Source organism: Scandinavium sp. NPDC088450 (assembly GCF_044900545.1).
Taxonomy (GTDB): domain Bacteria; phylum Pseudomonadota; class Gammaproteobacteria; order Enterobacterales; family Enterobacteriaceae; genus Scandinavium.
Genome location: NZ_JBJDNI010000048.1, coordinates 1 through 14177, shown reverse-complemented (window position 1 = coordinate 14177; position 14177 = coordinate 1). Strand labels below are relative to the sequence as shown.

10 protein-coding genes are annotated in these 14177 nt (G+C 53.6%); 7 read left to right on the top strand and 3 right to left on the bottom strand.

The features are described 5' to 3' along the window. Positions 1–194: 194 nt before the first annotated feature. Positions 195–1589: a sugar porter family MFS transporter gene (locus ACI2I2_RS24215; RefSeq protein WP_404660225.1), complete on the bottom strand. Its 1395-nt coding sequence runs from the start codon at positions 1587–1589 to the stop codon at positions 195–197. Positions 1590–2023: 434 nt separating this feature from the next. Continuing rightward, on the bottom strand, positions 2024–3175 hold the full coding sequence (gene metK, locus ACI2I2_RS24210) for a methionine adenosyltransferase (protein ID WP_404660224.1): 1152 nt from the start codon (positions 3173–3175) through the stop codon (positions 2024–2026). A gap of 669 nt (positions 3176–3844) precedes the next feature. Here metK and yqgB point away from each other — a divergent pair. The 3 genes from yqgB (at position 3845) to speB (ending at position 7159) form a co-directional block, all read left to right on the top strand. Then, positions 3845–3991: an acid stress response protein YqgB gene (yqgB, locus tag ACI2I2_RS24205; protein WP_404660227.1), complete on the top strand. Its 147-nt coding sequence runs from the start codon at positions 3845–3847 to the stop codon at positions 3989–3991. Further along, positions 3984–5960 (top strand): biosynthetic arginine decarboxylase, encoded by a 1977-nt coding sequence (speA, locus tag ACI2I2_RS24200; RefSeq protein ID WP_330982748.1) that lies wholly within the window; start codon positions 3984–3986, stop codon positions 5958–5960. The genes yqgB and speA overlap by 8 nt, the downstream gene beginning before the upstream one ends. A 278-nt stretch (positions 5961–6238) precedes the next feature. Beyond that, positions 6239–7159 carry an agmatinase gene (speB, locus tag ACI2I2_RS24195; protein ID WP_330982749.1) on the top strand — a complete coding sequence of 307 codons (921 nt, stop codon included), beginning with the start codon at positions 6239–6241 and terminating at the stop codon, positions 7157–7159. Between the two features lie 95 nt (positions 7160–7254). Here the strand turns inward: speB and ACI2I2_RS24190 are convergent, their stop codons facing one another. Further along, positions 7255–8013 (bottom strand): M48 family metallopeptidase, encoded by a 759-nt coding sequence (locus tag ACI2I2_RS24190; protein ID WP_404660226.1) that lies wholly within the window; start codon positions 8011–8013, stop codon positions 7255–7257. 279 nt (positions 8014–8292) lie between these two features. Between ACI2I2_RS24190 and tkt the strand changes: the two genes are divergently transcribed. The 4 genes from tkt to fbaA all read left to right on the top strand — a co-directional run bounded on the left by tkt (position 8293) and on the right by fbaA (position 14040). Further along, positions 8293–10284, top strand: a complete 1992-nt coding sequence (gene tkt / locus ACI2I2_RS24185) for a transketolase (RefSeq protein ID WP_404660223.1) — start codon at positions 8293–8295, stop codon at positions 10282–10284. Between the two features lie 352 nt (positions 10285–10636). After that, entirely contained in the window at positions 10637–11656 is a 1020-nt protein-coding gene (epd, locus tag ACI2I2_RS24180) for an erythrose-4-phosphate dehydrogenase (RefSeq protein ID WP_404660222.1), read from the top strand. Between the two features lie 47 nt (positions 11657–11703). Continuing rightward, positions 11704–12867: a phosphoglycerate kinase gene (gene pgk / locus ACI2I2_RS24175; RefSeq protein WP_404660221.1), complete on the top strand. Its 1164-nt coding sequence runs from the start codon at positions 11704–11706 to the stop codon at positions 12865–12867. A gap of 93 nt (positions 12868–12960) precedes the next feature. Further along, the gene (gene fbaA, locus ACI2I2_RS24170; RefSeq protein WP_404660220.1) at positions 12961–14040 is read left to right on the top strand and encodes a class II fructose-bisphosphate aldolase; all 1080 of its coding nucleotides are present in this window, start codon (positions 12961–12963) and stop codon (positions 14038–14040) included. Positions 14041–14177 lie beyond the last annotated feature (137 nt).

Sequence of the window (14177 nt, the reverse complement as noted above, 5' to 3'; positions counted from 1 at the left end):
CGAGGTAAATTGCAAACCCTTCTCTTACGAGAAGGGTTTTAGTGTGTGCTCCCTCTCCTTTGGGAGAGGGTTGGGGAGAGGGGATCAGCCCGCACGAGGTAAATTGCAAACCCTTCTCTTACGAGAAGGGTTTTAGTGTGTGCTCCCTCTCCTTTGGGAGAGGGTTGGGGAGAGGGGATCAGCCCGCACTGTTCTTAGTTGTGCGCCCCAATCTCACGCAAAGGACGGCCTTTCATCAGGTTGCGTTCGATATGCTCCAGCGACACGTGTTTGGTTTCCGGCACCAGCCACAGGGTCAGGACGATGAAGAACAGGTTCAGCGCGCCGTACACCCAGAAGGTATTGGCGTTGCCGAGCGAGTTCAGCATGGTCAGGAAGGTCGCCCCGACAATCATGTTGGCAATCCAGTTAGTGGCAGTGGAGCAGGTGATACCAAAATCGCGGCCTTTAAGCGGCTGAATTTCAGAGCACAGTACCCAAATAAGCGGACCAGCACTCATCGCAAAGCCGACAATGAACATCAGCAGCATCGCGACAGCGAAGTACTGAGCAGAAGGCGAGTGGATGCCGTTGTGCATCATGGTGCCCAGCACGCCCATGCCGACGGCCATGACCAGGAAGCCCAGCACCAGCGTTGGCTTACGGCCCCAGCGGTCCACCAGACCGATGGCGATAAAGGTCGCCAGCACATTAGTGAGGCCGACAATCACGGTGCCCCACATTTGCTCGGTGGTGTTGGCATATCCGGCCAGCTCGAAGATTTTCGGCGCGTAGTACATGATGACGTTCATCCCGGTGAACTGTTGCATGACCTGCAACAGCACGCCCAGGAACACCGCGCGGCGGAAGTTGCTGTTCTCTTTAAACAGCGCCCAGCCAGACTGTTTCACCTTCAGGCTTTCGCGAATTTCTTCCAGCTCGTTCTTCGCTTCTGCACTGGTATCACGCAGGCGCTGAAGGACGCGCTCGGCATCATTGAAACGACGTTTAGCGGCATACCAGCGCGGGCTGTCTGGCAGGAAGAACACGCCAATCAGCAACAGAACGGCTGGAATGATGATGACACCCAGCATCCAGCGCCATGCGCCACTGTAGCTGAAGGCGGTATCTGACAGGTAAGCCGCGAGGATCCCGATGGTTATCATCAACTGATACATCGAAATCATGCTGCCACGGATTTTCTCCGGGGCAATCTCAGACAGATAAAGCGGAGCCGTGTAAGAAGCAACGCCGACAGCGAGACCCAACAGCACGCGGGAGACCAGCAGCACTTCTACGTTAGGTGCGGCAGCAGAACACAGCGAACCGGCAACGAACAGGATCGCGCCGATCATCAGGCTTTTTTTACGGCCAAGGCGATAGGAGAGCCAGCCACTGCCGACAGCACCGACGGCGGCACCGAACATCATCGAGCTGACGACCCATTCCTGGGTGTGAGAGTCAATCTGGAATTCATGGGCGATGAACGGCAATGCGCCGGCAATCACGCCAATATCCAGGCCAAAAAGTAATCCCGCCAGGGCTGCGAGGAAGCAGACAAAAAACGTAATCGCTTTGTTGGAATATCCCTGTTTTTTATTGTCAGGCATTATGCCCTCCAGTTGGGTTATCAGTTTTATCAATGTAAAGGGTAGGTTAGGCAACCGTAAAAAGATGTGAGATAAATCACATTGGTGTAATCGGTTACACAAGTGTCAGGTTATGTAATTGTGATAATTTGATATTAATCAATTAGATAGATTTGATGAGATGCAGGGGGAAATGACGGTTTTTGAGACTTACCTGAAATGTGATGTAACAGCAGAACAATGCAGTTAATGCAAATCGAAAAATCCTAAAGTAGGCCTGATAATACCTGTGTAAGCGGTTTCATTGCTGTGCCCGGCGGCGCTGGCGCTTGCGCGGGCCTACAAAATTGAGTGTAGGCCGGGTAAGCGTAGCGCCACCCGGCAAAAAAGAGGCGTGCAGAAAAGCAAAAGGCCAGCACAAGGCTGGCCTTTGAAGGGCAAAACGCAGCGGCTTATTACAGGCCAGCAGCTTCGCGCAGCAGAGCGGCTTTGTCGGTTTTTTCCCAAGGGAAAGATTCACGACCAAAGTGACCGTATGCCGCAGTGTCTTTGTAGATTGGGTGCAGCAGATCCAGCATCTGGATCAGACCGTAAGGACGCAGGTCGAAGAACTCGCGTACCAGCAGGGTCAGCTGTTCGGTAGAGACTTTCTCGGTACCGAAGGTTTCAACCATGATAGACGTGGGTTCTGCTACGCCGATAGCGTAGGAAACCTGGATTTCACAACGGTCAGCCAGGCCCGCAGCAACGATGTTTTTCGCCACATAACGTGCCGCGTACGCTGCAGAACGGTCAACTTTAGACGGATCTTTACCGGAGAACGCACCGCCACCGTGACGCGCCATGCCGCCGTAGGTATCGACGATGATTTTACGGCCGGTCAGACCGCAGTCGCCCATTGGGCCACCGATAACGAAACGACCCGTTGGGTTGATAAAGAATTTGGTCGCGCTGTTCAGCCACTCGGTTGGCAGCACAGGCTTGATGATCTCTTCCATCACTGCTTCTTGCAGGGATTTCTGATCGATGTCTTCAGAATGCTGGGTGGACAGCACTACCGCATCGATGCCGACAATTTTGCCGTCGTCATACTGGAAAGTAACCTGGCTTTTTGCATCCGGACGCAGCCATTGCAGCGTGCCGTTCTTACGCACTTCAGCCTGACGCTGAACCAGACGGTGAGCGTAGGTGATTGGCGCTGGCATCAGCACGTCAGTTTCGTTGGTGGCATAGCCAAACATCAGGCCCTGGTCGCCCGCACCCTGCTCCAGCGGATCAGCACGGTCAACGCCCTGATTGATATCCGGAGACTGTTTGCCGATAGCACTCAGCACCGCACAGGAGTTGGCATCAAAGCCCATATCAGAATGCACATAGCCAATTTCACGGACCGTCTTACGGGTGATCTCTTCGATATCCACCCACGCGCTGGTGGTGATTTCACCGCCAACGAGAACCATACCGGTCTTAACGTAAGTTTCGCACGCGACACGCGCCTTGGGATCCTGTTCGAGGATCGCATCAAGCACTGCATCGGAGATTTGGTCAGCAATTTTGTCAGGATGCCCTTCAGATACGGACTCGGACGTAAAGAGGTGTTTTGCCATGTTTTATTTCACCTGGAAAGAATTTGGTTAGCTCAAACTGTTGTAGATAAAGACTCTGATAGACGATTCGACCAAAGGCTGCAGGTAAACACACAAACAGTCTGGGTGTTAATCAGTATAGATGGATTAACATCTGGATGGCTATTTTAGGTCAGAGTTTCGCCTGAATGCCAGTTTTTTTTGAGGAACGTCTCATTCGCTGGTCTTTTCCTCTGGCAATTTTTCCTGACAGTGGTGGAAGAGTGCGCATTTTTATTTTGCTTTTTGCCCTGCTTCTCGGTATAAAACGCCGCGCGCGGCTCACTCAAAAAAGCGCACGAGGTTTTCCTTTCGTGTCGCCACTTCCAGCCGGGTTAAGCAGTGTTTTTTACACAGAATAGTTTGGCTTAGGCTTGTCGCTGGCTCAGGTGGGTTGGCGTGGAGGTGATACGACATAATGAACCATCGTTTTTTGCAGACTCAGTCATGCCACTCTGGCGTGCGTTTAACCCCATCACATTCTCTTTCTTCGATATCTACCTGCCGAAGTTATTGCCATTCGGGCACATCTCAGGACTCCAGAGCCGGTCAGGCGCTGTGATACTGGGACTTGGGCGCTCCTTTAGTTAGGGGTTTTCTCGTGGTTTCTCCGCTGGTGCTACACACCTCGGGTCTATGTTTTACACTGATATGAAAAAGAAACCGGTCGCGCAGGCGAACGCTCAGCATTCTCTGCTGGCGCACAAGGCTGTTTATGGGTTGTTATCGCTTAGTAACATTGCGATAGTAGTCAACTGTTTTACACTTTCGACAACATTTGAGGTTCGCTATGTCTGACGACATGTCTTTATTCTCCCCTTCGTCAGCCGGCGAACAGGGTGTACTACGTTCCATGCAGGAGGTGGCAATGAGCTCTCAGGAAGCCAGCAAGATGCTGCGTACATACAACATTGCCTGGTGGGGCAATAACTACTACGACGTCAATGAGCTGGGTCATATCAGCGTTTGCCCGGATCCCGATGTGCCTGATGCGCGCGTGGATCTCGCCAAGCTGGTCAAAGCTCGTGAAGCGCAAGGACAGCGACTGCCTGCATTATTCTGCTTCCCGCAGATCCTGCAACATCGCCTGCGTTCGATTAACGCCGCCTTTAAACGTGCGCGTGAATCCTACGGCTACAACGGTGACTATTTCCTGGTGTACCCGATTAAGGTGAACCAGCATCGCCGAGTCATTGAATCTCTTATCCATTCTGGCGAACCGCTGGGCCTCGAAGCAGGCTCAAAAGCGGAGCTGATGGCGGTGCTGGCGCATGCTGGCATGACCCGCAGCGTTATCGTCTGTAATGGCTACAAAGACCGCGAGTATATTCGCCTGGCGCTGATTGGCGAGAAGATGGGCCACAAGGTCTATCTGGTCATCGAAAAGATGTCTGAAATCGCTATCGTGCTGGAAGAAGCAGAGCGCCTGAATGTGGTGCCACGCCTTGGTGTGCGTGCGCGTCTGGCTTCTCAGGGGTCCGGTAAATGGCAGTCTTCCGGCGGCGAAAAATCTAAATTCGGTCTGGCGGCGAGCCAGGTGCTTCAGCTGGTCGAAATCATGCGTGAGCATGGTCGTCTGGACAGCATCCAGTTGCTGCACTTCCATCTCGGTTCGCAGATGGCCAACATTCGTGATATCGCCACCGGCGTGCGCGAGTCGGCCCGTTTCTACGTTGAGTTGCATAAACTGGGTGTGAACATTCAGTGCTTCGATGTGGGCGGCGGCCTGGGCGTGGATTATGAAGGCACCCGTTCGCAGTCTGATTGCTCTGTGAACTACGGCCTGAATGAGTATGCCAACAACATCATCTGGGCGATTGGCGATGCCTGTGAAGAGAACGGCCTGCCGCACCCAACGGTCATCACCGAGTCCGGGCGTGCAGTGACTGCGCACCATACCGTGCTGGTTTCCAACATCATCGGTGTCGAGCGCAACGAATACACCGAAGCTACCGCGCCTGCAGAAGATGCCCAGCGTGCGCTGCAAAGCATGTGGGAAACCTGGCAGGAGATGCACGAACCTGGAGGACGTCGTTCACTGCGTGAGTGGCTGCACGATAGCCAGATGGATCTGCATGATATTCATGTGGGTTACTCCTCCGGCACGTTTAGCCTGCAAGAGCGTGCCTGGGCCGAGCAGCTGTATCTGAACATGTGCCATGAAGTGCAGAAACAGCTCGACCCAAGTAACCGTGCGCATCGCCCAATCATTGATGAATTGCAGGAGCGTATGGCGGACAAAATGTACGTCAACTTCTCCCTGTTCCAGTCAATGCCGGATGCGTGGGGTATCGACCAGCTGTTCCCGGTACTGCCGCTTGAAGGGCTGAACCATGCGCCAGAACGTCGCGCGGTGCTGCTGGATATCACCTGTGACTCTGACGGTGCGATTGACCATTACGTTGACGGCGACGGTATCGCCACCACCATGCCAATGCCAGAGTACGATCCAGAGAACCCGCCAATGCTGGGCTTCTTTATGGTCGGTGCGTATCAGGAAATTTTGGGCAACATGCACAACCTGTTCGGTGATACCGAAGCGGTTGACGTGTTTGTCTTCCCTGACGGCAGCGTGGAAGTGGAACTTTCCGACGAAGGCGACACCGTGGCGGATATGCTGGAGTACGTTCAGCTTGACCCGAAAAAACTGCTGACCCAGTTCCGCGATCAGGTCAAACAAACCGATCTCGACGATGCGCTGCAACAGCAGTTCCTCGAAGAGTTCGAGGCTGGTTTGTACGGGTACACATATCTGGAAGACGAGTAACGGTTTGGGGGAAGTGGGTGCCCATCTTTCCCCCTCTCCCTAACCCTCTCCCAAAGGGAGAGGGGACTGATCCGAGCCGATTTGATTTTCTCCCTCTCCTTGTGGGAGAGGGCATCCGTCAAAGCCAACGTTGGATGCTTGACCCGATTAAAATTTTGGCGATAATCGCCCTAACAAGCAGTACACACGAATCGATCCCTTCCTCGTCGGGCCTAACGACGCGGAAGGGATTTTTTTTCATCTGTCATAAATTACCGACGGTATAAGAGGTCATCTTTATGAGCACTTTAGGTCATCAGTACGACAACTCGCTGGTATCGAACGCCTTTGGTTTCCTGCGTCTGCCGCTGAACTTCCAGCCTTACGACAGCGATGCTGACTGGGTTATTACCGGTGTCCCGTTTGATGCGGCTACTTCTGGTCGTGCGGGCGGTCGTCATGGTCCTGCGGCTATCCGTCAGGTGTCGACCAACCTGGCGTGGGAGCACAACCGCTTCCCGTGGGATTTCGACATGCGTGAGCGTCTGAACGTGGTCGATTGTGGTGACCTGGTGTATGCCTTTGGTGATGCGCGTGAAATGAGCGAAAAGCTGCAAGCTCACGCAGAAAAACTGCTGGCTGCCGGTAAGCGCATGCTCTCTTTCGGCGGTGACCACTTCGTCACGCTGCCCCTGCTGCGCGCGCACGCAAAACACTTTGGCAAAATGGCGCTGGTGCATTTCGATGCGCACACCGACACCTATGCAAACGGCTGCGAATTTGACCACGGCACCATGTTCTTCACCGCACCGAAAGAAGGCCTGATCGACCCGAACCATTCTGTACAGATTGGTATCCGTACCGAGTTCGACAAAGACAACGGCTTTACCGTGCTGGATGCTGCACAAGTAAACGATCGTGGCGTGGACGATATTCTGGCGCAAGTGAAGAAGATTGTTGGCGATATGCCGGTGTATCTGACCTTCGATATCGACTGTCTGGACCCTGCGTTTGCACCGGGTACCGGTACGCCGGTTATCGGCGGCCTGACCTCCGATCGTGCAATTAAACTGGTGCGTGGTCTGAAAGACCTGAACATCGTGGGGATGGACGTCGTGGAAGTTGCGCCAGCTTACGATCAGTCTGAAATCACTGCTCTGGCAGCGGCAACGCTGGCTCTGGAAATGCTGTATATCCAGGCGGCGAAGAAGGGCGAGTAAGAGAATAAATGCCGGGCGGTACGTTGTTTGCCCGGCCTACAGTTTCTGCTCGCTCTTGTAGGCCGGGTCAGGCGATAGCCGCCACCCGGCCTCTTTTATTTGATCCCGTCCGCCTTCATACGATCGCGAATGTGCTGAGCACGTTCCTCTGAAGCCGGGTGATCGTCAAACATCGAGCTTTGACGGCCCGCTTCCAGCTTCGCTAGCTTCTCAAAACTGGTCACCAGCCCTGACGGGTTGATCCCGCGTTTACGCAGCAGATCGTAAGAGTAATCGTCCGCTTCGGATTCCTGACGCTGCGAGAACTGCGCGTTCACCAGTTTTTCGCCTAAATCGCCAAGCTGAGATTGTGACAGGCTGCCGACAATGCCGCCTGCAGAGGCCGCAGCGACGCGCACGGCGTTAGCGCCAAGCTGAACCTGCATGCCTTTCTTCACATGACCCAGCGCAACGTGGCCCATTTCGTGGCCGATCACCGCTTCGACTTCGTTGTCGGTCATGATGTCCATCAGGCCGCTATAAACACGAATACAGCCATTGGCCATCGCAAAGGCGTTGATGTCTTTGGTGACGTACACCTTATAGTTCACGGCCTGGCCGTTAATGTTATCGCCGAGGGCGGAAGCAATTTTCGTCAGGCGTTTGGCGTAATCGCTGCTGGAAGGGGCGATAGTGGCTTTGCTATCCATGTCCTGACAGGCTTTATCGCTGAGGGCGACGACCTGAGCGTCGCTGATGGTATAGGCCTGAAAAACTTCAGCCCCGGAGCTCATCAGCCCGTTTGAATCCATATTCTGACAGCCAGTCAGAGCGCTTGCCATCCCAAAGGCCAACACCACAGTGTGCAGTTTCATCATCAATTTTCCGTAATAGGTGCGTCGTCATTGTCTGAAATTTTTTTACCCGCCTGAACGGCAGATCTCAGACGAAGTATAAAGAAAATAAAGATAACGGCGCGAGAAGATTGCGCAACCGTTGAACACATTCCAGAGATTTCCCAGGCACCGCGCGGATGCTCCATGTACATGGCTTGCCGCTTGGGTTACATTGTTCACACTTTTTTCCGGCGTAGCCTAAAACGCGCTGTAGTCAAGCGTCTGGCATGGCCTTCAACAGTCCGATCTGGAGTCAAAATGTCCTCACGTAAAGAGCTTGCTAATGCTATTCGTGCGCTGAGCATGGACGCAGTACAGAAAGCCAAATCCGGTCACCCGGGTGCCCCGATGGGTATGGCTGACATTGCCGAAGTCCTGTGGCGTGATTTCCTGAACCACAACCCGCAGAACCCTTCCTGGGCAGATCGTGACCGCTTCGTGCTGTCCAACGGTCACGGCTCTATGCTGATTTATAGCCTGCTGCACCTCACTGGCTACGATCTGCCGATGGAAGAGCTGAAAAACTTCCGCCAGCTGCATTCCAAAACCCCAGGCCACCCGGAAGTGGGTTACACCGCAGGTGTTGAAACCACCACCGGTCCGCTGGGTCAGGGCATTGCAAACGCAGTGGGCATGGCTATCGCTGAAAAAACCCTGGCGGCGCAGTTCAACCGTCCGGGCCACGACATCGTAGACCACTTCACCTACGCCTTTATGGGCGACGGCTGCATGATGGAAGGTATCTCCCACGAAGTGTGCTCCCTGGCGGGTACCCTGAAGCTGGGCAAACTGGTGGCGTTCTATGACGACAACGGCATCTCCATCGACGGTCACGTTGAAGGTTGGTTCACCGATGACACTGCCAAGCGTTTCGAAGCTTACGGCTGGCACGTCGTTCGTGGCGTTGACGGTCACGATGCGGACGCTATCAAACGTGCAGTAGAAGAAGCGCGTAAAGTTACCGACAAACCTTCTCTGCTGATGTGCAAAACCATCATCGGTTTCGGTTCCCCGAACAAAGCCGGTACTCACGACTCTCACGGTGCACCGCTGGGCGACGCTGAAATCGCACTGACCCGCGAGCAGCTGGGCTGGAAATACGCGCCATTCGAAATCCCATCTGAAATTTATGCTCAGTGGGACGCGAAAGAAGCAGGCCAGGCGAAAGAATCCGCATGGAACGAGAAATTCGCTGCTTACGCGAAAGCCTTCCCACAGGAAGCGGCAGAATTCACCCGTCGTATGAACGGGGATATGCCTTCTGATTTCGACGCGAAGGCGAACGACTTCATCGCTAAGCTGCAGGCTAACCCGGCGAAAATCGCCAGCCGTAAAGCTTCTCAGAATGCTATCGAAGCGTTCGGTCCGCTGCTGCCAGAATTCCTCGGCGGTTCCGCTGACCTGGCGCCATCGAACCTGACCCTGTGGTCTGGTTCTAAAGCGATCAACGAAGACACTGCCGGTAACTACATCCATTACGGTGTACGTGAATTCGGTATGACGGCCATCGCGAACGGTATCTCTCTGCACGGTGGTTTCCTGCCGTACACCTCAACCTTCCTGATGTTCGTTGAATATGCACGTAACGCCGTGCGTATGGCTGCGCTGATGAAGCAGCGTCAGGTTCTGGTTTATACCCACGACTCTATCGGTCTGGGCGAAGATGGCCCAACTCACCAGCCAGTTGAGCAGGTTGCCTCTCTGCGTGTGACTCCGAACATGAGCACATGGCGTCCATGTGACCAGGTCGAATCCGCGGTAGCGTGGAAATACGGTGTAGAGCGTAAAGACGGTCCAACCGCGCTTATCCTCTCCCGTCAGAACCTGGCCCAGCAGGATCGTACCGAGAAGCAGCTGGCAGACATCGCTCGTGGTGGCTACGTGCTGAAAGATTGTGACGGTCAGCCGCAGGTTATCTTCATCGCGACTGGTTCTGAAGTTGAACTGGCCGTGGCGGCGTGGGATCAGCTCTCTGCAGAAGGCGTTAAAGCGCGCGTGGTGTCCATGCCGTCTACCGACGCATTCGACAAGCAGGATGCCGCTTACCGTGAATCCGTACTGCCGAAAGCGGTTTCTGCTCGCGTTGCGGTAGAAGCCGGTATTGCAGACTACTGGTTCAAATACGTCGGCCTGAACGGCGCGATCGTTGGCATGACTTCCTTCGGTGAGTCAGCGCCAGCAGAACTGCTGTTCGAAGAGTTCGGCTTCACCGTTGCGAACGTAGTCGCGAAGGCGAAAGAACTGCTGTAATCGAGATCGTGCCCGGCGCATAGCTTGCCGGGCCTACAAAATCGATGCATTCGTAGGCCGGGTAAGCGTAAGCGCCACCCGGCTTTTTCGTCTTTGCTATTCCATGATGATGTAAAACCGCTGTAAATTATTCCATCAAAAGTGTGACGCAGGTCATATAGAAAGCTTCTCTCCTTGGACAAAAGTTCCTTTTATTCCGCGTTTCGCTTATTCTAGCTGAAGCGTTTCAGTAGATTAAATGTTCGACAAATAATCAATCAGTCGCAGTTTGTGGCAGCAGGGATTCCTTTCCGGGTGAGGCTGGACTACGCTTTCAGCCACTCAATATCAGGGAAAGCCTTGCAGGAGACTTATGACCGTACGCGTAGCGATTAATGGCTTCGGTCGCATTGGACGTAACGTGGTTCGTGCTTTATATGAATCCGGGCGTCGTGCGGAAATCACCGTGGTGGCAATCAACGAACTGGCGGATGCTGCGGGCATCGCGCACTTGTTGAAATATGACACCAGCCATGGACGCTTTGCCTGGGATGTACGCCAGGAGCGGGAACAGTTATTTGTCGGCGAAGATGCCATCCGTTTACTGCATGAGCCTGCCGTTGAGCAATTGCCGTGGCGTGAACTGGGTGTTGACGTAGTGCTGGACTGCACAGGCGTCTATGGCACGCGAGCCGACGGGGAAGCCCATCTTGCCGCAGGTGCTAAGAAAGTGCTCTTTTCACATCCTGGCAGCAATGACCTCGACGCCACGGTGGTTTACGGCGTCAATCACCACGAATTGATGTCTGACCACCGCATTGTCTCCAACGCCTCCTGCACGACGAACTGCATTATTCCTGTCATTAAACTGCTTGATGATGCCTGGGGCATCGAATCCGGTACGGTCACGACCATCCACTCGGCGATGCACGATCAGCAGGTGATCGACGCGTATCATCCGGACTTACGTCGTACCCGTGCGGCCAGCCAGTCGATCATTCCGGTCGACACCAAACTGGCGGCAGGTATCACCCGAATTTTCCCCCAGTTTAATGACCGTTTTGAAGCGATTGCGGTGCGAGTCCCGACGATTAACGTCACCGCCATCGATCTGAGCGTTACCGTGAAGCATCCGGTAAAAGCCTGTGAAGTCAACCTGTTGCTGCAAAAAGCGGCACAGGGGGCATTTCATGGTATAGTTGACTATACGGAATTACCGTTGGTCTCAATCGATTTTAACCACGATCCGCACAGTGCCATTGTTGACGGCACGCAGACGCGGGTCAGTGGCGCGCATCTGATCAAAACGCTGGTCTGGTGTGATAATGAATGGGGTTTCGCTAACAGAATGCTCGACACAACGTTAGCGATGGCCGCTACAGGTTTCAGGTAAGGCGCGTGTGCGTCTGCAAAACTTTAGAATCAACGAGAGGATTCACCATGTCTGTAATTAAGATGACCGATCTGGATCTGGCTGGTAAACGCGTTTTCATCCGTGCCGATCTGAACGTGCCAGTAAAAGACGGTAAAGTCACCAGCGATGCGCGTATTCGTGCTTCTCTGCCAACCATCGAACTGGCGCTGAAACAGGGCGCGAAAGTGATGGTAACTTCCCACCTGGGTCGTCCGACCGAAGGTGAGTACAACGAAGAATTCTCTCTGCTGCCTGTTGTTAACTATCTGAAAGACAAACTGTCTAACCCAGTTCGTCTGGTAAAAGATTACCTGGATGGCGTTGAAGTGGCTGCCGGTGAACTGGTGGTTCTGGAAAACGTTCGCTTCAACAAAGGCGAGAAAAAAGACGACGAAGCGCTGTCCAAAAAATACGCCGCACTGTGCGACGTGTTCGTGATGGATGCATTCGGTACTGCGCACCGCGCGCAGGCTTCTACCCACGGTATCGGCAAATTCGCTGATGTTGCTTGTGCAGGCCCGCTGCTGGCTGCTGAGCTGGATGCCCTGGGCAAAGCGCTAGGTAACCCAGCTCGTCCGATGGTAGCTATCGTGGGCGGTTCTAAAGTTTCTACCAAACTGACCGTTCTGGATTCCCTGTCAAAAATCGCTGACCAGCTGATCGTTGGCGGTGGTATCGCCAACACCTTCGTTGCTGCTCAAGGCCACAACGTCGGTAAATCCCTGTACGAAGCGGACCTGGTTGACGAAGCAAAACGTCTGCTGACCACTTGCGATATCCCGGTTCCAACAGACGTCCGCGTTGCGACTGAGTTCTCTGAAACTGCAGCGGCAACCCTGAAATCTGTTAACGACATCAAAGATGAAGAGCAGATTCTGGACCTCGGCGACGTGTCTGCACAGAAACTGGCTGAAATCCTGAAAAACGCTAAAACTATTCTGTGGAATGGTCCGGTTGGCGTATTCGAGTTCCCTAACTTCCGCAAAGGCACTGAAATCGTAGCGAATGCTATCGCAGACAGCGAAGCGTTCTCTATCGCAGGCGGCGGTGACACTCTGGCTGCTATCGACCTGTTCGGTATCGCAGACAAAATTTCCTACATCTCCACTGGCGGTGGCGCATTCCTCGAATTCGTGGAAGGTAAAGTCCTGCCGGCAGTAGCGATGCTCGAAGAGCGCGCGAAGAAGTAAGGCAATTTAGGGTTAGCGAAGGCTAACCCCATTTTCAGCGTGCTTAAGGCTCGCACCTCTTTTTTTTCGGCCGAAGATACAGGACTACGTAACATGTCTAAAATTTTTGATTTCGTAAAACCGGGCGTCATCACAGGTGACGACGTACAGAAAGTTTTCCAGGTAGCTAAAGAAAACAACTTCGCTCTGCCAGCAGTTAACTGCGTCGGTACTGACTCCATCAACGCGGTTCTGGAAACTGCTGCGAAAGTTAAAGCGCCAGTTATCGTTCAGTTCTCTAACGGTGGTGCTGCTTTCATCGCCGGTAAAGGCGTGAAAACCGACGTTCCTCAGGGCGCGGCAATCCTGGGCGCAATCTCTGGTGCGCACCACGTTCATCAGATGGCTGAGCATTACGGTGTTCCGGTTATCCTGCACACTGACCACTGCGCGAAGAAACTGCTGCCGTGGATCGACGGTCTGCTGGATGCGGGTGAAAAACACTTCGCGGCTACCGGCAAGCCACTGTTCTCTTCTCACATGATTGACCTGTCTGAAGAGTCTCTGGAAGAGAACATCGAAATCTGCTCCAAATACCTGGCTCGCATGGCTAAAATGGGCATGACGCTGGAAATCGAACTGGGTTGCACCGGTGGTGAAGAAGACGGTGTGGACAACAGCCACATGGACGCTTCTGCCCTGTACACTCAGCCAGAAGACGTTGACTACGCTTACACAAAACTGAACGCTATCAGCCCACGTTTCACCATCGCGGCTTCTTTCGGTAACGTACACGGTGTTTACAAGCCAGGTAACGTGGTTCTGACCCCGACTATCCTGCGTGATTCTCAGGAATTCGTGTCCAAGAAACACAACCTGCCGCACAACAGCCTGAACTTCGTCTTCCACGGCGGTTCCGGTTCTTCTGCTCAGGAAATCAAAGACTCCGTAAGCTACGGTGTAGTGAAAATGAACATCGATACCGACACCCAATGGGCAACCTGGGACGGTATCCTGCAATACTACAAAACCAACGAAGCTTACCTGCAGGGCCAGCTGGGCAACCCGAAAGGCGAAGACCAGCCGAACAAGAAATACTACGATCCACGCGTATGGCTGCGCGCAGCTCAGTCCTCCATGATCACGCGTCTGGAGCAGGCATTCAAAGAACTGAACGCGGTTGACGTTCTGTAATTTTTGCCTCTAGTTTTCTGCCCTAAGCCCGCTAAATAGCGGGCTTTTTTATTGTGCACAGAAAACCCCCAGCTAGGCTGGGGGTTCAGTAAAGCTTTCAGCTTTGAGTCGGTTCTAAAAACCCCTTTTGATTTGTT

Coding starts and splice junctions, on each gene's coding strand:
- tkt (WP_404660223.1), top strand. CDS start 8,293: ATGTCCTCACGTAAAGAGCTTGCTAATGCTATTCGTGCGCTGAGCATG.
- epd (WP_404660222.1), top strand. CDS start 10,637: ATGACCGTACGCGTAGCGATTAATGGCTTCGGTCGCATTGGACGTAAC.
- fbaA (WP_404660220.1), top strand. CDS start 12,961: ATGTCTAAAATTTTTGATTTCGTAAAACCGGGCGTCATCACAGGTGAC.
- metK (WP_404660224.1), bottom strand. CDS start 3,175: ATGGCAAAACACCTCTTTACGTCCGAGTCCGTATCTGAAGGGCATCCT.
- speA (WP_330982748.1), top strand. CDS start 3,984: ATGTCTGACGACATGTCTTTATTCTCCCCTTCGTCAGCCGGCGAACAG.
- yqgB (WP_404660227.1), top strand. CDS start 3,845: ATGAAAAAGAAACCGGTCGCGCAGGCGAACGCTCAGCATTCTCTGCTG.
- ACI2I2_RS24190 (WP_404660226.1), bottom strand. CDS start 8,013: ATGAAACTGCACACTGTGGTGTTGGCCTTTGGGATGGCAAGCGCTCTG.
- speB (WP_330982749.1), top strand. CDS start 6,239: ATGAGCACTTTAGGTCATCAGTACGACAACTCGCTGGTATCGAACGCC.
- pgk (WP_404660221.1), top strand. CDS start 11,704: ATGTCTGTAATTAAGATGACCGATCTGGATCTGGCTGGTAAACGCGTT.
- ACI2I2_RS24215 (WP_404660225.1), bottom strand. CDS start 1,589: ATGCCTGACAATAAAAAACAGGGATATTCCAACAAAGCGATTACGTTT.